Annotated in this window: 24 protein-coding genes; 12 read left to right on the top strand and 12 right to left on the bottom strand. The window is 38.1% G+C overall.

Features of this window, described 5'->3' with window-relative positions:
- Positions 1–6: 6 nt before the first annotated feature.
- The 6 genes from IM793_RS08775 to IM793_RS08750 all read left to right on the top strand — a co-directional run bounded on the left by IM793_RS08775 (position 7) and on the right by IM793_RS08750 (position 6,307).
- Complete coding sequence (locus IM793_RS08775; protein ID WP_193420618.1) at positions 7–876, top strand: sugar phosphate isomerase/epimerase; 870 nt, start codon at positions 7–9, stop codon at positions 874–876.
- Between the two features lie 710 nt (positions 877–1,586).
- Positions 1,587–2,576, top strand: coding sequence for an aspartate-semialdehyde dehydrogenase (locus IM793_RS08770; RefSeq protein ID WP_193420617.1), 990 nt, complete (start codon positions 1,587–1,589; stop codon positions 2,574–2,576).
- 59 nt (positions 2,577–2,635) lie between these two features.
- Positions 2,636–3,238 (top strand): CDP-alcohol phosphatidyltransferase family protein, encoded by a 603-nt coding sequence (locus IM793_RS08765; RefSeq protein ID WP_193420616.1) that lies wholly within the window; start codon positions 2,636–2,638, stop codon positions 3,236–3,238.
- A gap of 142 nt (positions 3,239–3,380) precedes the next feature.
- Positions 3,381–4,505, top strand: a complete 1,125-nt coding sequence (locus IM793_RS08760; protein WP_193420615.1) for an ATP-binding protein — start codon at positions 3,381–3,383, stop codon at positions 4,503–4,505.
- Between the two features lie 19 nt (positions 4,506–4,524).
- Positions 4,525–5,931 carry a D-alanyl-D-alanine carboxypeptidase/D-alanyl-D-alanine-endopeptidase gene (dacB, locus tag IM793_RS08755; protein WP_193420614.1) on the top strand — a complete coding sequence of 469 codons (1,407 nt, stop codon included), beginning with the start codon at positions 4,525–4,527 and terminating at the stop codon, positions 5,929–5,931.
- 16 nt (positions 5,932–5,947) lie between these two features.
- A complete protein-coding gene (locus tag IM793_RS08750; RefSeq protein ID WP_132400599.1) occupies positions 5,948–6,307 on the top strand; it encodes a hypothetical protein in 360 nt (119 codons plus the stop codon).
- Positions 6,308–6,464: 157 nt separating this feature from the next.
- On the opposite strand, the gene IM793_RS08745 is transcribed toward IM793_RS08750, so the two are convergent.
- Together IM793_RS08745 and IM793_RS08740 are read right to left on the bottom strand one after the other, a co-directional pair.
- The gene (locus IM793_RS08745) at positions 6,465–7,595 is read right to left on the bottom strand and encodes a hypothetical protein (RefSeq protein ID WP_193420613.1); all 1,131 of its coding nucleotides are present in this window, start codon (positions 7,593–7,595) and stop codon (positions 6,465–6,467) included.
- Entirely contained in the window at positions 7,595–8,227 is a 633-nt protein-coding gene (locus tag IM793_RS08740; RefSeq protein ID WP_193420612.1) for an ATP-binding cassette domain-containing protein, read from the bottom strand. The genes IM793_RS08745 and IM793_RS08740 overlap by 1 nt, the downstream gene beginning before the upstream one ends.
- A 75-nt stretch (positions 8,228–8,302) precedes the next feature.
- On the opposite strand from IM793_RS08740, the gene IM793_RS08735 reads away from it, so the two are divergent.
- From IM793_RS08735 to IM793_RS08715, 5 genes are all read left to right on the top strand, one after another.
- Positions 8,303–8,824 (top strand): GNAT family N-acetyltransferase, encoded by a 522-nt coding sequence (locus tag IM793_RS08735; protein WP_193420611.1) that lies wholly within the window; start codon positions 8,303–8,305, stop codon positions 8,822–8,824.
- 60 nt (positions 8,825–8,884) lie between these two features.
- On the top strand, positions 8,885–9,733 hold the full coding sequence (locus tag IM793_RS08730) for a DUF2911 domain-containing protein (RefSeq protein ID WP_193420610.1): 849 nt from the start codon (positions 8,885–8,887) through the stop codon (positions 9,731–9,733).
- Positions 9,734–10,183: 450 nt separating this feature from the next.
- Complete coding sequence (eno, locus tag IM793_RS08725; protein WP_193420609.1) at positions 10,184–11,479, top strand: phosphopyruvate hydratase; 1,296 nt, start codon at positions 10,184–10,186, stop codon at positions 11,477–11,479.
- Between the two features lie 199 nt (positions 11,480–11,678).
- Positions 11,679–11,978 carry a septum formation initiator family protein gene (locus IM793_RS08720; protein WP_029286805.1) on the top strand — a complete coding sequence of 100 codons (300 nt, stop codon included), beginning with the start codon at positions 11,679–11,681 and terminating at the stop codon, positions 11,976–11,978.
- Positions 11,979–12,086: 108 nt separating this feature from the next.
- Positions 12,087–12,701, top strand: a complete 615-nt coding sequence (locus IM793_RS08715) for a trimeric intracellular cation channel family protein (RefSeq protein ID WP_193420608.1) — start codon at positions 12,087–12,089, stop codon at positions 12,699–12,701.
- 81 nt (positions 12,702–12,782) lie between these two features.
- On the opposite strand, the gene IM793_RS08710 is transcribed toward IM793_RS08715, so the two are convergent.
- Positions 12,783–14,870: a hypothetical protein gene (locus IM793_RS08710; RefSeq protein WP_193420607.1), complete on the bottom strand. Its 2,088-nt coding sequence runs from the start codon at positions 14,868–14,870 to the stop codon at positions 12,783–12,785.
- A 203-nt stretch (positions 14,871–15,073) separates the two neighbouring features.
- Here IM793_RS08710 and IM793_RS08705 point away from each other — a divergent pair, with 203 nt between their 5' ends.
- The gene (locus IM793_RS08705) at positions 15,074–15,808 is read left to right on the top strand and encodes a murein L,D-transpeptidase family protein (protein WP_193420606.1); all 735 of its coding nucleotides are present in this window, start codon (positions 15,074–15,076) and stop codon (positions 15,806–15,808) included.
- 68 nt (positions 15,809–15,876) lie between these two features.
- Here the strand turns inward: IM793_RS08705 and IM793_RS08700 are convergent, their stop codons facing one another.
- The 9 genes from IM793_RS08700 to IM793_RS08660 all read right to left on the bottom strand — a co-directional run bounded on the left by IM793_RS08700 (position 15,877) and on the right by IM793_RS08660 (position 26,317).
- Complete coding sequence (locus IM793_RS08700) at positions 15,877–16,149, bottom strand: hypothetical protein (protein ID WP_193420605.1); 273 nt, start codon at positions 16,147–16,149, stop codon at positions 15,877–15,879.
- Between the two features lie 87 nt (positions 16,150–16,236).
- Positions 16,237–16,980: a 3-oxoacyl-[acyl-carrier-protein] reductase gene (gene fabG, locus IM793_RS08695; protein ID WP_121283616.1), complete on the bottom strand. Its 744-nt coding sequence runs from the start codon at positions 16,978–16,980 to the stop codon at positions 16,237–16,239.
- 64 nt (positions 16,981–17,044) lie between these two features.
- Complete coding sequence (locus IM793_RS08690; RefSeq protein WP_193420604.1) at positions 17,045–17,413, bottom strand: VOC family protein; 369 nt, start codon at positions 17,411–17,413, stop codon at positions 17,045–17,047.
- Positions 17,414–17,422: 9 nt separating this feature from the next.
- Positions 17,423–18,499 (bottom strand): agmatine/peptidylarginine deiminase, encoded by a 1,077-nt coding sequence (locus IM793_RS08685; RefSeq protein WP_193420603.1) that lies wholly within the window; start codon positions 18,497–18,499, stop codon positions 17,423–17,425.
- A gap of 175 nt (positions 18,500–18,674) precedes the next feature.
- On the bottom strand, positions 18,675–19,550 hold the full coding sequence (locus IM793_RS08680) for a carbon-nitrogen hydrolase (RefSeq protein ID WP_187591473.1): 876 nt from the start codon (positions 19,548–19,550) through the stop codon (positions 18,675–18,677).
- Between the two features lie 418 nt (positions 19,551–19,968).
- Positions 19,969–21,936, bottom strand: coding sequence for an SPFH domain-containing protein (locus IM793_RS08675; RefSeq protein WP_132400563.1), 1,968 nt, complete (start codon positions 21,934–21,936; stop codon positions 19,969–19,971).
- A 528-nt stretch (positions 21,937–22,464) separates the two neighbouring features.
- Positions 22,465–22,686 (bottom strand): cysteine-rich CWC family protein, encoded by a 222-nt coding sequence (locus IM793_RS08670; protein WP_083505315.1) that lies wholly within the window; start codon positions 22,684–22,686, stop codon positions 22,465–22,467.
- A 123-nt stretch (positions 22,687–22,809) separates the two neighbouring features.
- A complete protein-coding gene (locus IM793_RS08665) occupies positions 22,810–25,194 on the bottom strand; it encodes a ribonucleoside-diphosphate reductase subunit alpha (RefSeq protein ID WP_193420602.1) in 2,385 nt (794 codons plus the stop codon).
- A 151-nt stretch (positions 25,195–25,345) separates the two neighbouring features.
- Positions 25,346–26,317 carry a ribonucleoside-diphosphate reductase small subunit gene (locus IM793_RS08660; RefSeq protein WP_132400557.1) on the bottom strand — a complete coding sequence of 324 codons (972 nt, stop codon included), beginning with the start codon at positions 26,315–26,317 and terminating at the stop codon, positions 25,346–25,348.
- Positions 26,318–26,353: the final 36 nt, after the last annotated feature.

Genomic DNA, 26,353 nt, shown 5'->3' with positions numbered 1-26,353 from the left:
TAGGCAATGAATTCAAGAAGGACATTCTTAAAACAAGCAGGATTAGCTGCCGGAGCAGCATTATTAATTCCATCATTTGCTTTTGATAAAGCAAGTAAAAATGTTGGTCTGCAATTGTACACCCTACGCGATGAGTTGCCAAAAGATGTAAAAGGCATTATCGAAAAAGTAGCAAAGGCAGGATACAAAGAAGTTGAAACCTATGGTTTTGCCAATGGAAAATTTTGGGGTTTAACGCCTAAAGAATTTAAAGCCTTACTTGATGATAACGGTTTAAAATCTCCAAGTGGTCATTACCACATGGATGATTTTGTGAAAACAGGAAATGCCGATAGATTAAAAGCAGATATCGAATCATCAGCTGCAATTGGTGGTAAATATTTCACCATTGCTGGCGCACATGTTGATATGAGCAAAGGCGCCGATGGTTTCAAAAAAACCGCTAGTGATTTTAACAAAGTAGCTGAAATTGCTAAAGCTTCAGGCTTAAAATTCGCCTACCACAACCATGATTTTGAGTTTAAAAATTTGGGCGATACCACAGGCTATGATATTTACCTGAACGAGACAGACAAAAATTTAGTCAATTTCGAAATGGATTTATACTGGGTGGTACGTTCGGGTAATGATCCATTAGCATTATTTAAAAAATACCCTGGCCGTTTCCCGATGTGGCACGTGAAGGATATGGACAAAGCCAAACCTGAATTAAACACGGAGGTAGGTAAAGGATCAATTGATTTTAAAACCATTTTTGCCCAGGCAAAACTTTCAGGCATGCAACATTTCTTTGTAGAGCACGAAACCAATTATCAGCCAGATCCAATTGGCTCGATCAAAACAAGCTGCGATTATATCAAAGCCAGTTTGATTTAATCTTATCCAAACCTCGCAGGTTTTTTGAAACCTGCGAGGTTTAACACTCGCTTGTCGTCCTCTCGACTGAAGCGTAGCGAAATGGAGAGATCTATCTTCGTAAATCAAAACTTTTCCTTTCTTCAACAACCAAAATCTCATTAAAAGATTTCACTATCATTAGGAGAATTGTTCCTGTTTATCTAAACCTGATAGAACGGCAATACTTTTTAATTGCTATGCCTATAAATTTTGTTGTCTGCAACCGATTAAACAGATACTTCGTGCCTCAGCATGACAGTTGTTGTTTAAAAAGATTATAGTGATAGCAGGACTGTCACAACCGATATGCACTAAAACCTGCTTTCCAAAATAAAAAACATCTATTGACTTCCGAAGTTGCCCACTACCCCATGTCATTAAGATAAGGTTTTTAACCACAGATGTGCACAGATAAACACGGATTTTTATAGCTGTCCGCATCCTTTTTATCTGTGGTTAAATTATGCCTACCTAAACCGAGAGCTTAAATAATGACATTGCTCCCTGCCCAATCCCGGAGAAACTTCGGAAGTCTGTGCTCATACTTTATTCTCCAACCATATTTTCTATCGAAAACCAAAAATTTCAAACATTAAAAGCAAATTTAATTGGCAACAATAGGGATATCAGCTTAATTTTTAGCATATTTGAATTCATATCAAATAATTAATAATATAAAAAAAATTAAAATGAAAGTAGCAGTAGTAGGTGCAACCGGATTGGTTGGCACTGTCATGTTAAAAGTATTGGAGGAAAGAAATTTCCCTTTAACAGAGTTGATTCCCGTAGCATCAGAAAAGAGTGTCGGTAAGGAAATTACTTTTAAGGGTAAGAAGTTCCCAATTGTTAGCATGGATACTGCAATCAGCATGAAACCAGATATCGCTTTGTTTTCAGCAGGTGGAAATACTTCATTAGAGCATGCACCTCGTTTTAAAGAAGCCGGAACAACTGTTATCGACAACTCTTCTGCCTGGAGAATGGATCCTGCAATTAAATTAATTGTACCGGAAGTTAATGCACACGAACTTTCTATCGATAACAAAATTATCGCTAACCCAAACTGTTCTACCATCCAAATGGTGGTGGTTTTAAAACCTTTGCACGATAAATACAAAATTAAACGTGTGGTGGTTTCTACCTATCAATCGGTTACCGGTACTGGTGTTAAAGCGGTTGAGCAATTAATGAACGAACGTAAAGGCATTGATGGCCCGAAAGCTTACCCTTATGAAATCGACTTAAACGTTCTTCCTCATATTGATGTTTTCCTGGAAAACGGATATACCAAAGAAGAAATGAAAATGGTTAAGGAAACGAACAAAATCATGAGCGATGATAACATCAAAGTTACCGCTACAACGGTTCGTATCCCGGTAATGGGTGGTCACTCAGAATCAGTAAATATCGAGTTTGAAAATGATTTCGATTTAGCCGAAGTCCGTAGTATTTTAGAAAAAGCACCAGGTATAATTGTTGTTGATGATGTAGCCAACTTAAAATACCCAATGCCGAAAGATGCACACGAAAAAGATGAGGTTTTTGTAGGTCGTATCCGTAGGGATGAGTCGGCTCCTAAAGCATTGAACCTTTGGATTGTTGCCGATAACTTACGCAAAGGCGCCGCAACCAATGCTGTTCAGATTGCCGAATACCTGATTCAGAAAGAATTGGTTTAATCAATAAATAACTTAAGAAAAGCCTCGATTTATTCGGGGCTTTTTTATGCGCTCCAATAATGAAACACATTCCAATTACTTTAATATACTCCAGACTGCTTATCGGTTTTGGAATCATTCTGTTAAGTGTTTTTCACGTTAGCCATTATTCTTTTTTAGCCATTACCTTATTGTCCGTTGGTTTGCTAACCGATGTTTTTGATGGAATTATTGCCCGTAAGCTCAATATCTCTTCCGAAAGGTTAAGGCGGCTGGACTCTGGCATTGATCAGGTATTTTTTATTTCGGTAGCAGTTGCCACTTATATCCAATGTCCTGATTTCTTTAAAGCCAACCTGGTTAAATTAATTATCCTTGGTGCTTTTGAAGCTTCAACTTATGCTTTAAGCTATATCAAATTCAAAAAAGAAATTGCCACCCATTCTATCGGCGCTAAAATCTGGACGCTAACCATATTCGCTACCTTGGTAGAAATTATGGTGCATTGCGAATCGGTAGTGCTCTTCGAAATTTGCCTTTGGCTCGGCCTGGCCACCCGGTTAGAAATACTTGCCATTGTTTTCACCCTCAAAAAATGGACAAATGATGTACCCACCATTTATCATGCAGTGAGATTGAGGCAGGGAAAGAAAATTAAGCGCAACAAATTATTCAACGGATAAGGTTAAAAATTTAAAGATATATAATTTAGCGATTGTAATCACTAAATTATATATAAAAAAGAGATCGTAATCACTAAATTACATATAATTTAGTGATTAGACTTAAGATTTTACTATATTTGAGATAATCAAAATTTGTAAGATGATTATCAGAAATCTACAAAACCATATAGAATCGAAATTTTTTAAACAAAAAGCTATTATTGTTACTGGTGCAAGGCAAGTGGGTAAAACTACTATGTTAAAGCAACTCGTAAAAAAAACAGAATTGTCCTTTGTTTTCCTAAACTGTGACGAAGCTAATGTACGCACCACATTAACCGACATCAGTATTGAGCGGTTAAAATCAATTATCGGTGCTAACAAAATCATTTTTATCGACGAGGCACAACGTGTTACCAATATTGGCTTAACCTTAAAACTGATCGTTGATAATTTTACTAATGTTCAGTTATTGGTTACCGGTTCTTCATCATTAGATCTGGCTGTTGGCATAAAAGAATCGTTAACAGGAAGAAAATTCGAATATCACCTCTTCCCTTTTTCAGTTGCAGAACTTGTTGAAGACACAAATGTGCTTATTGAAGAACAGGCTTTGGAGAAAAGATTAATTTACGGTACTTACCCCGATGCAATCAATTATCCGGGGGAAGAAAAAGAGTTGTTATTAAATTTGGCAAACAGTTATCTTTTTAAAGATATCTTATCCCTTACCGGCATCCGAAAACCTTTACAGCTCGAAAAACTGGTACAGGCATTGGCCCTACAGATCGGGAATGAGGTTTCTTATACTGAGCTTGGGCAAATGATTGAGGCCGATAAACTCACTGTTGAGCGTTACATCGATCTATTAGAACAATGTTTCGTTGTATTTAGGCTAGGTGCTTACAGCAGTAACCTGCGGAACGAAATTAAAAAGAGCAAAAAGATATACTTCTATGATACAGGAATCCGAAATGCGGTAATCGAAAATTTTGGCATGCTCGGCTTACGTCAGGATGCGGGTCAGTTGTTCGAAAATTATATTGTATCCGAATACATAAAGGCCAGTAATAATAAAAGAAAGCACGCCAAATATTATTTTTGGCGCAGTTTTCAGCAACAGGAAATTGATTTAATAGAAGAAATTGATGGAAAAATAAATGCCATAGAGATTAAATGGAATGAGAATAAAAAAGTAAAGTTTCCTTCAACTTTTTTAGACGCATACCCCACCAATGAAACATACGTTATAAATAAAGCTAACTATACCAGTTTCCTGGTATAAAATAATCGCCTGCAAAAAAATGAAATTTTTCAAAATATTGTCCCTATCGCTGTGCTTAACAATCGCAGCAAACGCTCAAAACAGGATCCAAAACATCGAAAAAGCTTTTAATAATTTATTAAACGATGAGCAGGCAAAACATGCTCTTGTCTCTATTTGTGTTTTGGATGCAAATACCGGTAAAACGCTTTATGCTAAAAATGAGCAGATTGGTTTGGCTACCGCTTCAACACTAAAAACCATTACCGCCGCTACTGCTTTCAGCATTTTAGGAAAAGATTTTCAGTTTCAGACTACCTTGGCCTATACCGGAACCATTACTACAGACGGAATTTTAAAAGGAAACCTCATCATTATCGGTAGTGGCGACCCTACTTTGGGTTCGTGGCGCTATCAAAATAAAGAAAATACTGTTCTAACACAATGGGTTGCGGCTATAAAAGCCGCAGGCATAAAAAAAATTGAAGGTTCGGTAATTGGTGATGACCGTATTTTTGGCACACAAACCACACCTGAAGGTTGGGTTTGGCAGGATATCGGGAATTATTATGGCGCTGGCACTTCGGGTTTAGCCTGGCGTGAAAATCAGTTCGATATTCATTTAAAACCAGGGAGCAACACAGCGGACGAAGTGAAAATTGTAAAAACTGTTCCTGCTACACCCTATGTGCAGTTGGTAAATGAACTCAAAACCGGTGCATCTGGTACGGGAGATAGAAGTTATGCTTTTCTTCCACCTTACAGTAACGTTGCCTACCTCCGTGGAAGTTGGGGAATCGGTATTGCCAAAACAGGCATTTCTGTTGCCCTCCCCGACCCTGCTTTTGATTGCGCCTACCGTTTACAGGATACTTTGAAGAGATTGGGGATTTCGACTGCTCAACAGGCCACAACAGCAAGGTTAATGACCTTGAACAATCAGGTCATTCCTTCGGTTACACAGAAAATAAACACCATCAGTTCGCCTAACTTAAGTGAGATCACCTATTGGTTTTTAAAGAAAAGCATTAACCTATATGGCGAGTCACTTTTAAAAACCATTGCAATAAAATCAGGCAAAGCAGGTACAACAAGTAAAGGCGTTGAAACTGAAGTCAACTTTTGGGCTGATAAAGGTATTGATAGAACAGCATTGAATATTATTGACGGCAGCGGACTTTCTCCAGGCGACAGAATTACAACTTCGGCAATGGCGAGCGTGCTTTTTCAGATCCAGAAAGAAAACTGGTTCCCTGATTATTATAAAGCACTGCCAGAATACAATGGCATGAAAATTAAAAGCGGAACCATAAACGATGTATCGGCCTTTGCAGGCTACCATAAGGATGCTGCTGGTAACAAATATGTGGTGGTGATCAATATTAATAATTATAGCGGAAACAGTATCAACAAAAAGTTGTTTAAGGTATTAGATGAATTAAAATAAACCTTATTTAAATACTATGACGCTTTTTGTAAAAAACCTTCAGACTGTTGATGGACTGATATCTAACTTATACAAGGATGTTTCTGTAGAAGAAATGACTAAAAAAGTTACCGAACTGATGGAACAACAGGGATATCAGGTGACTAACGATCAATTTGGCAATTTAATTTTAGAGAAAGGAAGCCGAATCAAAAGGCTTTTACTAGGTGCATTTGCTACCTATTTTAAATTTAGTGTAACCATGTCACAAAGTACTGAAAATGAACTTACAGTAAATATTTTTCAGCAGTCGAGCGGCATGTCGGGTGGTTTAATCGGTATGAACCAAATCAAAACGGAGCTTGCCAGGTTAAACTTTTTGTTTTCGAATATTTAGTTAAAAGATTTTGACTAGGATTACTATTTGATTTTCATAGAAAAGTCGTCATTTCGAGCGGGTGCAACGCAGTCGAGAATCCAAAGGCTCTGCGAAGCAAAGTCTGTCTCAATAGATCTCTCTATTTCGCTGCGCTTCAGTCGAGATGACGACCATTTCAGACACCAATGTAATTATCATTCAAATAGTTCCTTCTAAACACCCCCCAAGCTACAATCATATTTATAGGAATGAGCATTATTCCTAAGCTAAACATAATACACACATAAAAAAGCAAAAACAGGCAAAAAATACCTATTAAAAATCCTTTAACCTGAATCCCATTCAGCAAAAGCAAACTTCTAAATAAAAGGATAGCAGAAAAAGCAAATGCAGCTAATTCGAGTGAAGTTATCAAGCCAAACCGGGTAGCCATCCAACATATTTCAGGCAATAATAAAAGGAGATAATTTAAACAGAAACTGAAAAATACTTTGGCCTTACTAAAAGGAAAATTGGGCAAAAAAGATAAATACCGATCATTAAAAATCCTTTCCTGATAGATAAGCACTACATGTGCCACAACAATGCATGAAGTAATGAGCATTAATAGTCTCGAATTATCTTTAATATCAGAGAAAAGTATAAAAACGCTAGAAATTAACACCCAAGAAAGCAATTTGGTTAATACATAAGCCAGTTTCGATCTGTTAAAAACCTGAAAAGTATACAGTAAAAAAACAGGCTTATTCCATTTCCTACTTATCCGTATTAACCAATTGGGTTTACTGGTTTCAATTAAACGATTACTTTCTTTTAAAATCATAAGAGCACCAGCGATAATCAACAGCAGCTGAAAGAGCAGAACTCCAATAGAAATTAAGTAATAACCAAATACGATCCCAATAATGATGGCATATAAAGTATAACACCATACCGGGATAAATATATAAGCCAACACCATACACCAGTAAAGAAACTGTTGTTTTTTTGAAGATGAAGTAAAACTGTAATACAAAAATTCCTGTTGAGGCAAAACAAGCTGGTTTAGTACATATTTTAAGCTTTTATAAGCATATAATGCACTTGCAACAAGATAAAAAGCCATAATCAACGGGTTGCTCACCAAACTAATGGTAAAGAAAAACTGCCAAAAGTCGATCTGATCAGGCATTACCGTACCCAAAGTATTGATGAACAAACAATAACTGACTAACATGACGAAAACGAATACCAACATTCCCGCATGAGTCCGGTAAAATCCATCAACAAATATTTTTCTTAAAGCAATGTTCGAAAGTGGAAGCATTAAAAGTTCAGGGTTAATTTTTTATCCACGATATTAATCTGTTTAAGTCCGGGTAATTTTAACTCATCTAAAGGTTGATGAGATGATAAGAGAAAACTGATCTTGTCATTCTCATGTTTTTCGTTGATCCAACGGTATAATATTTCAAGAGATTCGGCATCGATGGTATTTAAAGGCTCATCCAGCAAAATCAATTTTGGTTTCCCCAGGAAAGCCAGTACCAACGAAAGTTTTTTGAGCATCCCACTAGAATAGGAACCTAAAGGATTGTTGATATAGCCCTGCATTCCCATTTCGGCAACCAGGATTTCCGCCTGACCAGCTCCTGCACCCTTCGCTTTTGCAAAAAGAGTAATCATCTCCGCTCCGCTTAAAAATTCGGGAAATAATGGCTCGGCAGCAGCAAAATTGACCAGTTTTCTGTAGGAAACACCATGATTTTTTAAATAAACAGTGCCCATTGCAATGTCGCCTTTAAAAGATAATATCCCTGCAATTGCTTTCAAAAAAGTACTTTTTCCGGTACCATTGCTTCCTTTTATCCAAAAAATGCCCTCAGGAAGCTTAATATTATCTATCTTTAAAACAAGATGATCGAAATAGGATTTTTCAAATTGACTGAAGTGTAACATAAAAATATTTCATTTCTGACTTCATGTTTATTAAAAAGTTACAGCCTTATCTCATCCCGACAAAATTTTAAACTAATGCAATTAATTTTACGCCCTTACCAACCAAGTGATATCGAAAATCTGGCTAAACACGCCAATAATTTTAACATCTCTAAATACCTGACCAATAAATTCCCTTTCCCATATGAGAAAAAAGATGGAGAGGCTTTTATCCAGTTGGCTTTAAGTCACTCCCCGCTACAGATCAAAGCCATTGTATTAAACGGTGAAGTAATTGGATCGATAGGTGTGCATCAACTGGCTGATATTTATAGTAAAAGTGCAGAAATGGGTTATTGGATTGGTGAGGAACATTGGGGCAAAGGCATTGTTGCGCTTGCCGTGAAAGAAATGTTGAAATACGGTTTTGATACCTTCGATATTGAAAGAATTTTCGCAAGGACAACACATACCAACCTGGCTTCGCAACAGGTTTTAAAGAAATCGGGCTTTATTTTCGAGGCAGAATTAAAAGGTACCATTTTTAAAAACGGAGAATATTTTGATGAGCTGATTTTTGGATTTAGAAAAAACCAACTCAGCCAACTGCAGCATTAAAACTTTTGTTAAACCCGGAGCTTATTGCGTAAATTCGCACAAACCAAAAACAACAAAGCAATGAAATTATCGATCAAATCAATAGTGCTGTTTGTAGCACTTTTGGGTGCAGCAGATTTTGCAGGTGCCCAGGAAGTAAAATTTCCACAAGCCAGTAGTGGCCAAACCATCATCCAGGATTTTGGATTAGGCAAAATAACTTTAAGCTATTCTCGTCCCAATGTTAAAGGCCGCAAAATTTTTGGCGGTATGGAGCCTATGGGCGCAGTTTGGCGCAACGGTGCAAATGCAGCAACACGCATTAAATTTACTGATGCCGTTAAAATTGAAGGTAAAGATTTACCGGCTGGTGAATATGGCCTGTTCAGTATTCCTGGTAAAAACGAGTGGACCATTATTTTCAACAAAATTGCGGATCAATGGGGAGCGTATGAATATAAGGAAAGTGATGATGTGCTTCGTGTAAAAGTAAAAACTATAGCTTTAAAGGATAAAGTAGAAACTTTAACCATGCAATTCTCTGCTGTTAGCGAAACTTCTACAACTCTAAACATGATGTGGGAGAACAGTGCATATGGCGTTAATATCACAACTTCTATTGATGAAAAAGTAATGTCCAATATTGCTGAAGCGATGAAAGGTGAAAAGAAACCATATTTTGCGGCTGCACAATATTATTTTCAACATGGAAAAGATTTAAAACAAGCTTTAGAATGGATGACGGAAGCAGAAAAATCAGATCCAAAAGCACCCTGGTTTAAACTATGGAAAGGCCGTATCCAATTGAAAATGGGTGATAAAACCGGCGCAGCAACTACTGCACAACAAGGCATAGAAGTTGCAACAGTTCAAAAGGTTGATGAATATGTACGCCTCAATTCTGAACTTTTGGCTGAAGCTAAAAAATAAATAGATTCTATTTCGGTCGGTGAGACACCGACCGATAGATACAAAAAGCTGTTAAAATTTATTTAACGGCTTTTTTTTTGACAGCACCTTTGAGGCATAGTTTTCCTATAAATTACCGAACCTAAGTAATTTAAACCCGATTGTAATGGAAAGCCCAAAGCGCAGCGAGGACTTGTAATGGAAAGCGGGACCAGCCCCAACCGAAGTACTGTTGCAACTGCTTTTCAAATTAATATGAATATTCTTATCCTCAATTGAGCTGTCAACTTAAACATAAGTTTCAACCAATATTAACTTAAAATTAACCATCGGTTAACTCAAACAACTATCGTAACATTAAGCCCCAAAACGCTTTATTTATTTAAAAATTATACTAACTTTGATGTTGCGCTTAGTAATTGTACTTTATACACTAAGCAGGTTAAAAAATCAATAAAAAATCAAATAAAAATGAGCATAATCGTTAATGTCCATGCCAGACAGATTCTCGATTCGAGAGGCAATCCAACAGTAGAAGTAGAAGTAGTAACAGAGGCAGGCGCTTTTGGCCGTGCAGCTGTACCAAGCGGCGCATCTACTGGACAATATGAGGCTGTTGAATTACGTGATGGTGATAAATCTACATATTTAGGTAAAGGAGTTTTAAAAGCTGTAGAAAATGTAAATACTAAAATTGCTGATGCATTAAGAGGTATTGATGTTTTTGAGCAAAATACAATAGACAAAATTATGTTAGACCTGGATGGTACCGAAAACAAAGGTAACTTAGGTGCTAATGCTATTTTAGGTGTTTCTTTGGCTGCTGCTAAAGCTGCTGCTGATGAAATCGGTCAACCATTATACCGTTACATTGGTGGTGTTAATGCAAACACCTTACCAATTCCGATGATGAACATCATTAACGGAGGTTCTCACTCTGATGCGCCTATCGCTTTCCAGGAATTTATGATTATGCCAGTTGGCGCTCCTTCTTTCTCTGAGGCTTTACGTTGGGGAACTGAAGTGTTCCATAGCTTGAAAAAAATTCTTCATGATAGAGGTTTGTCTACTGCAGTAGGTGATGAAGGTGGTTTTGCACCAACTTTCGACGGTACTGAAGATGCAATTGAAACGGTATTAAAAGCAATTGAAACTGCAGGTTACAAACCAGGTTCGCAGATCTGTTTAGCTTTAGATTGTGCATCATCTGAGTTCTACAAAGATGGTAAATATGATTATACTAAATTTGAAGGTGCTACTGGTGTAATTCGTTCAAGCGAAGAGCAAGCTCAATATTTAGCTGACCTTTCTGTAAAATATCCAATTATCTCTATCGAAGATGGTATGGACGAAAACGACTGGACTGGCTGGAAAAGCTTAACCGATAAAATCGGCGACCATGTTCAATTGGTAGGTGATGATTTATTTGTAACCAACGTTACGCGTTTACAACGTGGTATTGATGAGGCTACTGCTAACTCAATCCTGGTAAAAGTAAACCAGATCGGTTCTTTAACTGAAACCATCAATGCCGTAACTTTAGCGCAAAATAGTGGTTATACTTCGGTAATGAGTCACCGTTCTGGTGAAACTGAAGATGTTACCATCGCTGATTTAGCTGTTGCATTAAACTGCGGACAGATTAAAACTGGTTCTGCATCGCGTTCAGACAGGATTGCAAAATACAATCAATTATTACGTATTGAAGAAGAATTGGGTGAAAACGCACGTTTCATCGGTTCAAAATTCAAATACGCTAAGAAATAAACCCCTAAATCCCCTAAAGGGGACTAAGGATAATGCCGAAAAGCCCCTTTAGGGATTTGAGGTGTTAACAAGTTGAAAAACTTATTTGTAAAACATCCGGAGATTTTAAATCTTCGGATGTTTTTATTTTAATACTATATTTGTTCTGAGTTATGTGCATTATCTCAAATCACATATCTCAATACTCATATCTCATACTATGAAACGTTTAATAGATCTTTTCCGCAATAAATATTTCCTTGCTACTGTCGCTTTTGCAATGTGGATGCTATTTTTCGACAAAAACGATATGATGTCGCAGTACGAGTACCGTAGTCAGGCCAATAAACTGCAGGAAGAAAAAGAATATTTCGAGAAAGAAACCGCCCAGGTTAAAAAAGATCTGAATGAACTGAATACCAACCTGAATACAGCTGAAAAATTTGCCCGCGAAAAATACTTCATGAAAAAAGACAATGAAGATGTTTTCGTAATTATCCGGGAAGAGAAAAAGGATTAGTTTTCTGTTTGCAGTTTTCAGCTGGCAATTTGCAGTTAACAATTTAGCCATTCAACAATTCAAGTTACGGTTAACTAGTTTAAACAACTTATACAATTAACCCTTCTAATGCTCCACATTCTTTACATCATCGCCATAACTGCCGAAGCCATGACTGCAGCACTATCTGCTGGCAGACGTGATATGGACTGGGTTGGTGTTTGTATTATTGCCTGGGTTACGGCATTAGGCGGTGGAACGGTTAGAAATGTATTATTTGGCCATTACCCAATGAGCTGGGTAGAACATCCGGAATATTTAGTGATTACGGCGGTAGCGGCTTTATTGGCGGCATTTATCGCCTCTCTAATGACTAAACTCAAAAAGCTTTTTCTTTACCTTGATGCTTTGGGTTTAGTGGTCTTTACTATCATTGGTTGTCAGGTAGCGCAGCAAATCCATTTGCCTTATTTAATTGTACTTTTTAGCGGAATGATTACCGGTTGTGCCGGTGGGGTACTTCGTGATGTACTTTGTAACGAAGTACCATTCCTTTTTAGAAAAGAAATTTATGCGAGTGCAGCGATAGTTACCGGTGCAGTTTATATCGGCATAGAACATTTTCACGGAAGCGAAATGCTGGCTACCATTCTAGCTGCTATTGTTGGATTAACGTTAAGGTTACTTTCTATCCGCTTTGAATGGCACATGCCAAAGTTTGTTTATAGGGATGAATGGCACTAAGAGGTAAAATGGAAGAGGGATGATGAAAGAGGGGGGAAATTGGCGACATCATCCATCTTACATCACCACATTTTACATCAACTAAAGCTCTCCGTTCCTTTTCCTTAAAAACCACTCTGTACTCAATAAGATCAGCACTAAGCCAAATAACCATTTCATACTAATTAGTTCATCGTACTTGCGATCTTCGTAACTGATGGTTTTAATGTTCTCGTTTTTAGCAATCTCGTCAGCTATTTTAAGCAGGTTTTCGGGCATAAACAACTTGCCATTGCTTTGTTTAGACATCGTATTTAAAAGCTGGTGATTGGCAGTTGTCTGTTGGTATTCTGCAATCAGTGCATTTACATAGAAACTGCCCGAAGCGGTGAATTTCTTTCCTCCCAGTTCTGCATTAGCCAGGTAGGAATAATTGCCAGCGGCCATGGTTCCTGCATCTAACTGATAGCCATTTTCTGTTTTAGAGAAGATATAGTTAAATACTTTTCCGGCTTCATTTTTGACCAGAAGTTTAACTTCCGGCTCATTTACAGGTTGGTAGCTATCGTTATAAAGCGTGCCGTTAAACTGGATGGCTTCATTTTCATCATAAGCAGACTTTGAAGGAAATACCTTAAACCTTCGCTTATCATCCTTAACCGAGAGGTATTGAACCGTTTTTGAAATCAGGTCATTTAAAACAGATTGATTACTTTCATTTTCAGCCTCTGAAAGTTTCCAGCGCCATAGCCCCTCTCCCATCAGATAACCTGCCTTTAAGCCATTTTCATTTGCAAAGAACAATAATAATGGTTGCTGGGTACTCACTTTGCCAATACGCTGATTGAAAACGGGTGTTGCGCCTGCGTTTATGGTCAGCCTTCCAAACGGACCAAGCAGCGGATCGAAAGCCGAAAACTGTTTTTTATCTTCTTCCGTGAGATTAAAACTGGTAAAACCACTGGCAAAATCAGCATATACCTCCTGAACAGAACCATTGGCTGAACTCAGATTCACCTGATTCTGGATCTGGTTGAAGGCATTAATATTGCTCTGAGCGCCCAAAATGTACCAGACAGGCTTCTTCAAACCGGCCAACTTCTTTAAAAATACTGATGAAATATTTTGAACATCGGGCAACTGATACAAAACAATTAAATCGAATTTGGATGGATCTATTGCGTTTAAATCATCGGCCAGGGCAAGTTTAGCTTCGTAATGTTTATTGAGTGAAATAGCTTCTTTTAACACCCCTAAATCTGGGTGTGGTGCAACTGCAGCCAGTAATACTTTCTGCCTGCCGTCAATTACCTCCACATAAAAAGTCTGAACATTATTTCGTGTAGTGATTTCATTTTTTAACGCACCCAATTGAACAGTGTATTTCTGAACGCCGATTTTACCTGCATGGATTTTAACAGGAACCGTTTTAACAAAAGAATTGCCACTAATCGATATGTTTTGCTGTTCAATCTTTGCTCCATTCTGACTAACAGTTAAAGGCGTATTTTCGCCATCGCTTTGAAAAGCCTGCACCTGAACTTCGATCGTGAAATCATCATCCAGGTATACAATGTTATTGTAATTCACATTCGAAATCAAGATATCACGCTTCGGGATACTATCTCCCAAGGCAATGGTATAAACCGGCGCATTGATCTGATTGATGCTGTATAGCGGATTTCCACCATGGTTAAAAATACCATCAGTGGCTAAAATTATCGCACCAACATTTCTGTTGGTATATTCATCCCTAACTTTTTGAAAAAAAGCAGAGGCATCGGTTAATTTACCCTGATTTTTAAAATCGAAACCATCTGCAACCTGATCGCCAAAGTGAAGCGTTTTCACCTCGTATTTGTCTGATAATTTATCTTTTAAAGCTTTAAGATGCTGTTCGTATAATTTTTGGTCGAAACCTGCTGCTTTAACCTGACCAACAGAAAGAGAATTATCTTGTCCGATGATGATTACAGGCTTATCTAAAGTATAATTTAAGGTTTTAATGAGCGGAGCAAATATTAACCATGCAATAGTGGTAACCACTACAATCCGCAATGCTGTTAAGCCATATTGAAGTTTTTTATCCAGATTTTTGTTACCACGATACAACAACCAGGCATACAGCGTGCCTAAAGCCAGGCAACCGAGAAAAAACAAAATAGATGTACCCGAAAAAAAACTGTTCATAATTCATAAAGATGGTAATTTTGAGGAAATTTTCAAGGTTATAACCGCAAAGTGCGCAAAGAATTTACGCAAAGTATCGCAAAGATAATGTGCACCCTTCATTTTTTAAGCTTAGCGACCTTTGCGCCATCGTAATAAGGAAATCTCAGTGGCCTTTGCGGTTAAAAAAGATAAATTCGTTAGTTTTAACAAAATCAATCCTTATGAAATTAATCTGTTTAACATTTCTGCTATCTCTAAGCCTTATGGTGAATGCCCAAAATAATTTTAAAGCCACTCAAATTAAATTTGAAAGAGTAGAAAAAGCGTATAGCGAAAAATGGGAAACATTGAGAAAATTTGTTCAGGCGGGTGGTTATGGAGATAAATTCTCCATGGTGATTAATGCTTATAAAACTGAAGGCAAACTTGAGGTGTGGTTAAAGAATAATTCGGCTAAAACCTATTCTTTATTCAGAACTTACGATTTTTGTGCGCATTCTGGCACCATTGGCCCAAAAGTGATTGAAGGAGATGGACAAACACCAGAAGGTTTTTATTACATTAATGTTTTTAACCCGATGAGTAATTTCCACCTATCACTGGGTGTAAACTATCCAAATACAGTTGATTATGTAAGAACCGGAAAGGATAGAAAACCTGGAAGTGATATTTATATCCATGGCAATTGTGTAACCGTAGGCTGTATTCCTTTAACCGACGAAAAAATTAAAGAAGTGTATGTATTGGGTGTTGAAGCCAGAAATGCGGGTCAGGAAAGGATTCCTGTTAACCTCTATCCTTTCAAAATGACAGACGGAAATATGAAGAAACATAGTACTCAATTCCCAATGCAGGCAAACTTTTGGAAATCGTTACAAGCCGGGTATTTAGCTTTCGAAAAGAATAAAACGCAACCGAAAGTTAGTGAGGTTAAAGGGAAATATGTTGTAAAATAGTTGAAAAGTTAAAAGGTTGAAAAGGTGCAATGTTCTGCTCGCAAAACCTTGCAACCTTCCAATAATCGCTATTTCTTTTTAGCAGTCTGTTTTCTTTGATAAAAAAGCAAACCGGTAAAAGGAACCCAAAAAAGAAGTATGACATCAATAGCACAAGCAAAGAAATTGAACCAATGGCGTGTAGTAGGTTCAGGAAACCGCTTTCCGCCTAAATATTCATAAAAAACAAAAGGGAAACCAATCACATTATTACCATCGGCTACACTATTGAATGCGGCGGTAATACCGAGTATTACAATCAAAGTACAGGCACTAATCAGAATTATTTTACTTAGGGTCATGGTTATCTTAAATAAAAAAATCTGCCAGAAAACTCAGTTACTGGCAGATTTTCGCTTTTATCTTTGGTCTTTAAGCTTTTTGCTTAATTACAGCATCCCACCGCAAACAGACAAGGTTTGTCCGGTCACGTAAGCGCTCATATCTGAGGCTAGGAACACACAAACATTGGCAATATCTTCAGTCTCACCGGCACGTTTTAACGGAATATCTTTTTCCCATCCTTCAACTACTTTCGGATCAAGAATATCTGTCATTTCGGTACGGATAAAACCTGGTGCAACCACGTTGGCCCGGATATTTCTCGAACCTAATTCTTTTGCGATTGATTTGGTAAAACCGATGATTCCTGCTTTAGAAGCAGCATAATTGGCCTGACCAGCATTACCCGTAGTGCCCACAATGGAACCCATATTGATAAAAACGCCTTTACGGGCTTTCATCATTATTTTAGAAGCTGCCTTGGTTACGTTGAAGATTGATTTTAAGTTGATATTAATCACGTCATCCCAGTTTTCTTCACTCATGCGCATCAATAAACCATCTTTAGTAATGCCCGCATTATTCACTACGATATCAATAGTTCCAAACTCAGCTACGATATCATTGATTAACTGTTCTGCTTCAGCAAATTTAGAAGCATCAGAACGGTAACCTTTAATCTTTGTTCCGAAGCTTTGTAATTCCTGCTCTAAAGCCTCACCTTTTTCTACTGATGATAAATATGTAAAAGCTACATTAGCGCCCTGCTCGGCAAATTTCTCTGCTATTTTCCGGCCGATTCCTTTAGATGCGCCTGTAATTAATGCTGTTTTTCCTTCTAATAATTTCATTATGAAATGTTGTAAAGTTGAAATATTTTAATGTTGTAAAGTTATAATTTATAGCAACAAAAGATTATGCTTTTTTCTGGCTAAGCTGAAAAATGTTCCCCTCTATGTCCTCCCCATCGCAAAAAAGAAAATCAATGCCTTCAAAAGATTTGATATCTTTCATTTTTGCACCTCTTTCTATAAGTCGTTTTCGAAGCTCTTCAATATCTTCTTCAATACTAAAAACTAGTTTCACATTACTTTCTGCACGAAAAGAATCCTCATTTCTGAATGATTCCCCAATCCGATGAAAAGCAATTTCGATGACTCCCGCGTTGAAAACCAGCCACTCGTTTTCAATTTCTTCTATTAACGAAAAATTAAAAACGGACTGATAAAAGACCTTTAGGGCACCAATATCATTACCAAATAAAATTATTCTGCTCAGTTTCATATCAATAAATTATAACGCCGGTTCCTGTTGACTTAAACAATGAAAACTTCCCAATCCCCAAATAATATCGACTGAGTTGATTCCAATCACTTTGCGATCAGGGAAACAGCCCTGGATAATATCTAAAGCTTTCTGGTCATTTACATCATCAAAAATTGGCACAATTACCGCAGCATTAGCAATGTAAAAGTTCGCATAAGATGCAGGCAAACGTGTATCATCATAAATTACTGGTGATGGCATCGGCAATTCAACAATGTTCAATGGTCTGCCATCTTTCAGCTTCATGGCTTTTAAGGCCTCCAGATTCTCTTGTAATAAGATATAATTTTCATCAAGCGGATTGCTTTCTACAACCGTTAAAACCGTATCCTCGTTCACAAATCGTGTAATATCATCAATATGGCCATCGGTATCATCACCTACAATCCCATCGCCCAACCATAAAACCTGATCCTGTCCATAATATTCAAGCAAATACTTTTCGATCTGCTCTTTGGTTAAATGCGGATTGCGGTTTTCATTCAACAAACAAGCTGTGGTGGTTAGAACCGTACCTGCGCCGTTAAACTCTACCGAACCACCTTCCATTACAATATCTGGCGTAAATAAAGGGAGATTAAAATGTTTGGCAATCTTCGTCGGAATTACATCATCCAGGTCAAATGGAGGATATTTTCCACCCCAGGCATTGTAACCCCAATCTATAATAGCCTTTTCATTTCCTTTTAGCAAAAATGCTGGACCGTGATCGCGGCACCAGGCATCATTGGTTTCATTGAAATAAAATTCAACCTGATTTAAATCAACTTCTACTTTCGTTAATTCAGAAACAGCAAAAGCTTTCATTTCTTCATCCTTAACATTAATACGCACTTTCTCGCCTTCGGCAACAGCTTTGATAAATTGGCAATATGGTTCGTAAATAGTCTCGATTTTATCTGGCCAAGAGGCTTCTTTATGGGGCCAGCTTAACCAGGTTGCCTCATGTTTAGCCCACTCGGCAGGAAAAGCATAACCTTGCTTCTTCGGGGAATAATCAAATTGATTGATATTTAAATCTTTTTTAGGAGGAAAATTTGACATCTAATTTTAATTTATAAATAAATGGTCCGTGAGGACACGAACCATGGATTTGGATGGTCGTCATCTCGATCCGATAGCTATCGGATGAAGCGCAGCGCAATGGAGAGATCTATTAATAAAATTAAACTATCATCCATAGTTTTTCGCTTTAAGCTTTGGTCTTTACCCTTTCCGCTTAATCCCCATCAATATATCTTTTTGTAATCGGTTGGTAAGAATCGATTCTTCTATCTCTTAAAAAAGGCCAGTGTTTACGGAAGAAATCAGATTCTGATAGATCCAGTTCAACTACTTCAGTTTCCTCTAAATCGTGCGATCCTAAGTAAAGCAATTTGCCCTGTGCGTTCGTAGCAAAACTTCCGCCCCAGAATTTCATAGCGCCATCTTGCTCAAAACCAACGCGGTTTACACTCACCACCGGTACTCCATTCGCCACTGCATGTGAGCGTTGAATGGTTTGCCAGGCATTGTATTGATCTTGATTCGTTTCTTCATCCTGATCAGTAGCCCAGCCAATTGCAGTTGGATAGAACATGATATCGGCACCCATTAAGGCTGTAATACGCGAAGCTTCAGGATACCATTGATCCCAACAGATCAGGATACCGATTTTAGCAAATTTGGTTTCGAAAACCTTATAGCCTAAATCGCCTGGGGTAAAGTAAAATTTTTCGTAGAAAGCAGGATCATCAGGAATATGCATTTTACGGTATTTACCTAAATATGAACCATCAGCATCTAAAACAGCGGTGGTATTGTGATACAAACCTTCGGCACGTTTCTCAAACAATGAAGCGATAATTACCACACCCAATTCTTTAGCTACAACCTGCAAAGCATCTGTAGAAGGACCAGGAATAGCTTCTGCCAGGTCAAAATTGTCGTAATCTTCAACATCGCAGAAATATAAAGAAGTAAAAAGCTCCTGCAAGCACACAATCTGCGCACCTTTTGCAGCTGCTTCCCTTACTTTCGCAATCGCTTTATCTAAATTTTCTTGCTTATCTTTAGTACAACTCATTTGCACTAAGCCAACTTTTACTTTCTTCATTTCTTAAAATTATTGGATGAGAGAATGGTAGAATGAGTGAATTTCACATCATTCAATCATTAAAAATTCAGTCATTCTAAATTAGGTTGCAAAGTTACTATTTTGTTTAAAAGTAGAACGGCATAATTATGTAATTGTTTTTCTATTTATAGGAAAAGCAAAAGCAGCATTTCAAACGTTTGTCAGTCGGGCTATCCATTATAGCTCCGATGAAACCTGTGAAACAAGCAAGCACGCCATAAAACAATAAAGATAAGTGCTTAAATCGGAGGCTGCCATTTCTATCCCGTTTAGATAGCATGGTTATTGCAACTATTAACGTTAACCCACCAACCGACAAAGCACCAACCAGGATCATTAACTAATAAAAAGAAAAAGCCCCGATTTTCATCGAGGCTTTCCAATCTGATTAACCAAATTAAGGGTTGATATTATCCTTTTTAGGTTTAGCTTTAGTTTCTACAATTTCTGCAACCGCTACCACTTCTTTACGTGCCTGAGGATCCATTAATTCCATCAGTTTTAAGCCTAATAAGCCATCCATAGCTGATCCTCCATGATTACCACCATTACCGCCAATCAGTACATCAGGGATCAGTTTCACATTACCTTTTGATAATTCTTCAGTAATTTTGTAACGGGTAAAGTTTTCGCCACCCAAAGCTTTCACAGCAAGCTCGTAAGCTTCGGCGGTTGATTTACCTACAGCTAAAATTTTACCTGCTTCGGCACTACCAGTTAAGGAAATCTGTTCGGCCTCTGCCGATGCCCTTAACTTAATCGCTTCCGAATCGGCTTGAGCCCTTGCTTTGGTGGCTTCAGCTTCGGCATGTGCCCTCATTTTAGTGGCCTCTGCCTCTGCTCCTACAGCAAGTTTTACACCAGCGGCATCACCTTCCGATTTTTTTACCGTTGCACTAGCAGTACGCTCAGCAATCTCTACGCTTTGTTGTGCTTTCACAATATCTTTCTGCATATCTGCGATGGCAGTTTCTTTCTCCATCCCCTGGCGGGTTTCCTGTGCCTGTTTCTGGGTTTCGTAAGTAACTTTTTGCTCTTCTGCAATTTTACGGTCGGTTAAGGTTTTCATTAACGATTCTGGCGGAACAATGTCACCGATCAATGTATCAACCGCATTTACATTATATTCATCAAGCACTTTACGGATATGTTCCTTTGCCGATTCCTGACGCTCTTTACGTGTACTCAAGAAAGCAATCACATCACTTCCCTGCGCCGAGTTACGGAAATAGTTACCAATTGTGGGTTCTAAAACCTGCGAAACCAGGTTAACCATATTACCGAAACGGGCAATTACTTTTGGTGCTTCTGTAGTAGGTACGTGGATAATCTGCGCTACATCCAAATTGAAAGGGAAACCATCTTTAGAACGTACGGTAATGGTTGAGAGGTTTTTGTCCAGATTATGCGCCTCACTCCGTGCAGATGCCCAGTTTAACACCAAATTGGTTGTGGGTACCAACTCTACCTTCATAATGTATTTGTTAATCGGATATTTACCAGGACCAAGTGGCTCTAACCAAACGCCTTTCGAGCCTTTACCAACAATGTTGCCATGTTTAAAATCAGCACCAGTTAAGTCATTTCCATCGGTACCAATAAATGAGATCACGACGCCAACATAACCGATTGCAATTTCGGTCATAGGGATTTCCTCCAACTGGATTGCCCATGGATTAAGGTTGTAAGATCCTGCCAGGATTACCTGAGGCTGCAACCCACGGTTACCGCCTTGTTTTATAAAGGCATCAAAATCCTGAAAATTGTTGTGGCCATCAACAAGCTTGCCCGCAATCTGATTGGCCTCTATCGGTAAACCGTCCAGAGTGGTTACAATGCCCACCATGCTTTCCTGAATGCGGATCATTTCGGTAACCGAAACCTGGAATAACATCGTATTGATACGATAGGAACCTGACGTAATATAAGAGGTTTGCCGGCCTCGCTGACCACCATTATCAAGAAATTTCACGGCATCCTGAAAATTATCAGATTCTACCCGCTGCCCGAGGATATTTCCCGTTGGGATTTCCGAACCATCTTTGGCCATAATCAGTCCGATTTTTCCTTCAGGAATGATGGTAAACTGTTCCATCGTTACGCTGTACTGCCAGAACCACATTCCGAAGTACAATCCTGGCGCCAGTGTTTTTCCCTGGAAACCGGCTTCTCCTTTAACCGCAATAATGCGCCCATCGGGCAGCTCCCGGTCTGAACCGAAGAGCACGAATTTTTTGGTAATCAAGCCGATTCTGTCTTCAGGTACGATGACCATCCCGAATAAGAAACGTAAAATATATTTGTATAAAACGATGCACAACAGTGCCACTAAAACCCACCAGTAATTAGAAATGAGCGCTTCCATAATGTTTTGTATTTTTCTATTTTTTTAACCTGATAAACCATTTATCAAGCACGATATAGATATCAAACGGCGTGCTTTGTTACCATTTTTAACACTTATTTTTAAACTATTTTTTATTGAATTTAAGGCCTCAAAAATGACTTAGGATCTAGCAAAAGCGAAATTCCACCTACAGATGACATTTTGGAGAATACCCTGACTGAACGCTTATAAAGGCCAAAAACTAACCGTTTAGGTTTTGATTGATACCTGTAGGAATTTTAATTGTATAAATTACAATTAATAAGAAAAATATGTCCTTTTTAAGACCTATACAACTGTCCGAATTGAGATACACCAATAAATCAATTTTAGTGATTTATTTAATATAAGCGACCTGAAATAAATGTGTTCCCAAAAAAGAGCAGAACCCAGGTTAACTAAACCCGATTGGACGAATGCCCGATTTCTTCTAATCGGCAGAAGGAAAAGCGGGAGGAACCTGCTTTTCAAATGATTTTAAATAAAAAGGCACGAAAATCACAATTGTTACACGCCAATCTCTTCCCTATATTCCTGCTGTAATTCGAACAGGCATTTTGCACAGAGGCAGCCATCATACAGTTCGGAGATGTACTGTACTTCGTTAATACTAAGCTGCACCACACTGCACTGGCATTTGGTATATGAATTTGCCTTGCACTCAATAGCACTGTTACATCGCTCGCAAGGAATGATTTCGTGTTTGCTATGTTTCAAGGTTGAAGGCATAAGGGGTAAGGTTTAACCTATTATGATACAAAAGTAAGGACAAAAAATAAGGTTTTGAGCGTTTGCCCAAAACCTTACGATATTATTAGATTCTTAAAAGCCCCCTTTAGGGGATTTAGGAGTTTATCCAGAGCAGCTGATACAGCCTTCTTCCATTGAACAAACTGGTCCGTCAACGATTTCTTCTGCCACCTGATCTTGTGTCATTTCAGCAGGAATAACGGCTTCAATTGCTTTACCACCTTGGTTTTCTACTGTAAATTTAACCGCTTGCGAAGCTGCTTGTGTACGCAGGTAATACATACCGGTTTTTAAACCTTTCTCCCATGCATAGAAGTGCATTGAAGTTAATTTTGATGTATTTGGTGCATTTACGAACAAGTTTAACGATTGCGATTGACAGATATAAGCACCGCGGTCGGCAGCCATATCGATGATGTTACGCATCTTGATTTCCCAAACGGTTTTGTACAATTCTTTAATGTAATCAGGAATCGTATCAATAGCCTGGATTGAACCGTTAGCCAATATGATCTGGTTTTTCATATCATTGTTCCATAAACCTAATGCTACCAAATCTTTCAACAAATGTTTATTTACCACCACGAACTCTCCACTTAATACACGACGGGTGTAAATGTTTGAAGTATATGGCTCGAAACATTCGTTGTTACCCAAAATCTGCGAAGTAGAGGCAGTTGGCATTGGTGCAACCAATAATGAGTTGTACACACCATCTTTAACTACTTTTTTGCGTAATGCATCCCAATCCCAACGGCCACTATCTGGTGTTACATTCCATAAATCGAACTGGAATTTACCTTTCGATAACGGAGAACCTTTAAAAGTTTGGTAAGGACCATTTTTCACAGCTAAATCGTGTGAAGCCGTCATTGAAGCGAAATAAATCGTTTCGAAAATGTCTTTATTTAACCGTTTAGCCTCATCACTTTCGAAAGGTAAACGCATTAAGATAAAGGCATCAGCCAAACCTTGTACACCTAAACCAACGGGACGGTGACGCATGTTTGAATTTTCTGCTTCCTGTACAGGATAATAGTTATGATCGATGATTTTGTTCAGGTTTAAAGTAGCCTGATAAGTTACATCGTATAATTTTTGGTGATCGAAAGCACCGTTAATTACGAAACGAGGCAATGCCAAAGAAGCTAAGTTACAAACGGCAACTTCATCTTTAGAAGTGTACTCGATAATTTCGGTACATAGGTTAGAACTTTTAATGGTTCCTAAATTCTGCTGATTAGATTTACTGTTAGCAGCATCTTTAAACAACATGTAAGGTGTACCGGTTTCGATCTGCGAATCCAAAATTGCAAACCAGAGTTCCTGAGCTTTAATGGTTTTACGACCACGGTTTTCAGCTTCATATTTAGTATATAAATCTTCGAATTCCTTACCGAAACAATCTGCTAAACCTGGTGCTTCGTGCGGGCAGAATAACGTCCATTCACCATTATCTTTAACACGTTGCATAAACAAATCGTTAATCCAAAGGGCATAGAACAAATCGCGCGCACGCATTTCTTCTTTACCGTGGTTTTTACGTAAGTCTAAGAATTCGAAAACATCAGCATGCCAAGGCTCTAGATAGATTGCGAAAGCACCTTTACGTTTACCTCCACCCTGATCTACATAACGGGCAGTATCGTTAAATACACGTAACATAGGGATAATACCGTTACTTGTACCGTTTGTACCACCAATGTATGATCCTGTTGCGCGGATGTTATGGATGCTTAAACCAATACCACCAGCACTTTGCGAAATTTTAGCGGTTTGCTTTAAGGTATCGTAAATACCTTCAATACTGTCATCCTGCATGGTTAACAAGAAACATGACGACATTTGAGGTTTTGGTGTAGCGGCATTGAACAAAGTTGGTGTAGCATGTGTAAACCAACGCTCGCTCATTAAGTTATAGGTTTTGATGGCACTTTCGATATCTTCTTTGTGGATACCAACAGAAACACGCATAAACAAATGTTGCGGGCGCTCTACAATCTGACCGTTAACTTTTAAAAGGTAAGATTTTTCTAACGTTTTAAACCCGAAATAATCGAAACCGAAATCGCGGTCGTAAATGATAGAACTATCTAAAATATCCTTGTTTTTTTCTATAATCTCATAAACATCATCAGCAATAAGTGGTGCTGCTTTCTGCGCTTTCGGGTCGAAATATTCGTACAACATTTTCATCGTACCCGAGAATGATTTAGTGGTGTTTTTATGCAGGTTCGAAACCGCTATACGCGATGCCAGCAGTGCATAATCAGGGTGCTTTGTAGTTAACGATGCTGCAGTTTCTGCAGCAAGGTTATCAAGCTCTGATGTAGTAACCCCATCATATAAACCTTCGATTACCTTTTTGGCTACATCAATCGGGTCTACAAGGTCTGAATTTAAACTATAGCACAACTTTTGAATGCGGGCTGTGATTTTGTCAAATTGCACCGCTTCTTTGCGGCCATCTCTTTTTAGTACGAACATATTTTATGAGATTTAAGTTTATGTTAAGTCGTGAGTATCAAGTATCAAGACTTAATCATCACTTTTGTATTTTGTTATTTATTAGTATCAAGTAGTGAGTATCAGGTATCAGGATTAAAAACTTCTGCCTTCTACCTTTTAGCCTTCCTCCTTAGAAGTCTTCATCTAAAGAAAACGCCTGTTTGTTATTATCAGCAGAGGTTAATACACCGCTTTTCTGATAATCGCCTACACGTTTCTCGAAGAAGTTGGTTTTACCCTGTAATGAAATCATTTCCATAAAATCGAATGGATTGGTTGCATGGTAGATTTTTTTGTAACCCAGTTCCTGTAACCATCTGTCGGCCACAAATTCAATATACTGGCTCATTAATTTTGCATTCATCCCAATTAAAGCAACTGGCAATGCATCAGTAATAAATTCTTTTTCAATTTCTACCGCATCGCTAATGATACCATGAACTGCTTCTTCGCTCAATTTATTGCTCAACATGCTGTACAATAAACAAGCAAATTCGCAGTGAGAGCCTTCGTCTCTCGAGATCAACTCATTACTGAAAGTTAATCCCGGCATTAAGCCACGTTTTTTTAACCAGAAGATAGAGCAGAAACTTCCGCTGAAGAAAATACCTTCAACTGCAGCAAATGCCACTAAACGTTCGGCAAAAGTTCCGTTTTCAATCCAGCGTAAAGCCCATTCTGCTTTTCTTTTTACTGCAGGAACAGTATCAATAGCATGGAATAAACGGTCTTTTTCTTCAGGATCTTTAATATAAGTATCGATTAACAGGGCGTAGGTTTCAGCATGAATGTTTTCCATCATAATCTGGAAACCATAAAAACAACGTGCTTCCGGCAGTTGAACCTCGCTCATGAAGTTTACAGCAAGATTTTCGTTCACGATACCATCACTAGCAGAAAAGAAAGCAAGGATGTGCGAAATGAAATGTCTTTCGCCATCATTTAAATTGTCCCAGTGTTTCTGGTCGTCAGAAAGATCAATCTCTTCTGCCGTCCAAAAACTAGCTTCGGTCTTTTTATACATTTCCCAGATTGCCGGATACTTAATTGGCAAAAGCACAAATCTGTCTTTGTTTTCTTGTAGTAATAATTCCTGTTCCATACGCTGATATTTTTAATTCTATTTTAACAGAGCCGA

It is taken from the genome of Pedobacter sp. MR2016-19 (assembly GCF_014947265.1).
GTDB lineage: Bacteria > Bacteroidota > Bacteroidia > Sphingobacteriales > Sphingobacteriaceae > Pedobacter.
Note: the sequence above shows the minus strand (reverse complement) of the source record. Positions and strands in the feature narration are given on the sequence as shown.

Coding starts and splice junctions, on each gene's coding strand:
- IM793_RS08660 (WP_132400557.1), bottom strand. CDS start 26,317: ATGGAACAGGAATTATTACTACAAGAAAACAAAGACAGATTTGTGCTT.
- IM793_RS08765 (WP_193420616.1), top strand. CDS start 2,636: ATGAAACACATTCCAATTACTTTAATATACTCCAGACTGCTTATCGGT.
- IM793_RS08685 (WP_193420603.1), bottom strand. CDS start 18,499: ATGTCAAATTTTCCTCCTAAAAAAGATTTAAATATCAATCAATTTGAT.
- dacB (WP_193420614.1), top strand. CDS start 4,525: ATGAAATTTTTCAAAATATTGTCCCTATCGCTGTGCTTAACAATCGCA.
- IM793_RS08730 (WP_193420610.1), top strand. CDS start 8,885: ATGAAATTATCGATCAAATCAATAGTGCTGTTTGTAGCACTTTTGGGT.
- IM793_RS08675 (WP_132400563.1), bottom strand. CDS start 21,936: ATGGAAGCGCTCATTTCTAATTACTGGTGGGTTTTAGTGGCACTGTTG.
- IM793_RS08745 (WP_193420613.1), bottom strand. CDS start 7,595: ATGCTTCCACTTTCGAACATTGCTTTAAGAAAAATATTTGTTGATGGA.
- IM793_RS08715 (WP_193420608.1), top strand. CDS start 12,087: ATGCTCCACATTCTTTACATCATCGCCATAACTGCCGAAGCCATGACT.
- IM793_RS08750 (WP_132400599.1), top strand. CDS start 5,948: ATGACGCTTTTTGTAAAAAACCTTCAGACTGTTGATGGACTGATATCT.
- IM793_RS08710 (WP_193420607.1), bottom strand. CDS start 14,870: ATGAACAGTTTTTTTTCGGGTACATCTATTTTGTTTTTTCTCGGTTGC.
- IM793_RS08670 (WP_083505315.1), bottom strand. CDS start 22,686: ATGCCTTCAACCTTGAAACATAGCAAACACGAAATCATTCCTTGCGAG.
- IM793_RS08760 (WP_193420615.1), top strand. CDS start 3,381: ATGATTATCAGAAATCTACAAAACCATATAGAATCGAAATTTTTTAAA.
- eno (WP_193420609.1), top strand. CDS start 10,184: ATGAGCATAATCGTTAATGTCCATGCCAGACAGATTCTCGATTCGAGA.
- IM793_RS08690 (WP_193420604.1), bottom strand. CDS start 17,413: ATGAAACTGAGCAGAATAATTTTATTTGGTAATGATATTGGTGCCCTA.
- IM793_RS08735 (WP_193420611.1), top strand. CDS start 8,303: ATGCAATTAATTTTACGCCCTTACCAACCAAGTGATATCGAAAATCTG.
- IM793_RS08680 (WP_187591473.1), bottom strand. CDS start 19,550: ATGAAGAAAGTAAAAGTTGGCTTAGTGCAAATGAGTTGTACTAAAGAT.
- IM793_RS08740 (WP_193420612.1), bottom strand. CDS start 8,227: ATGTTACACTTCAGTCAATTTGAAAAATCCTATTTCGATCATCTTGTT.
- IM793_RS08700 (WP_193420605.1), bottom strand. CDS start 16,149: ATGACCCTAAGTAAAATAATTCTGATTAGTGCCTGTACTTTGATTGTA.
- IM793_RS08775 (WP_193420618.1), top strand. CDS start 7: ATGAATTCAAGAAGGACATTCTTAAAACAAGCAGGATTAGCTGCCGGA.
- fabG (WP_121283616.1), bottom strand. CDS start 16,980: ATGAAATTATTAGAAGGAAAAACAGCATTAATTACAGGCGCATCTAAA.
- IM793_RS08770 (WP_193420617.1), top strand. CDS start 1,587: ATGAAAGTAGCAGTAGTAGGTGCAACCGGATTGGTTGGCACTGTCATG.
- IM793_RS08720 (WP_029286805.1), top strand. CDS start 11,679: ATGAAACGTTTAATAGATCTTTTCCGCAATAAATATTTCCTTGCTACT.
- IM793_RS08665 (WP_193420602.1), bottom strand. CDS start 25,194: ATGTTCGTACTAAAAAGAGATGGCCGCAAAGAAGCGGTGCAATTTGAC.
- IM793_RS08705 (WP_193420606.1), top strand. CDS start 15,074: ATGAAATTAATCTGTTTAACATTTCTGCTATCTCTAAGCCTTATGGTG.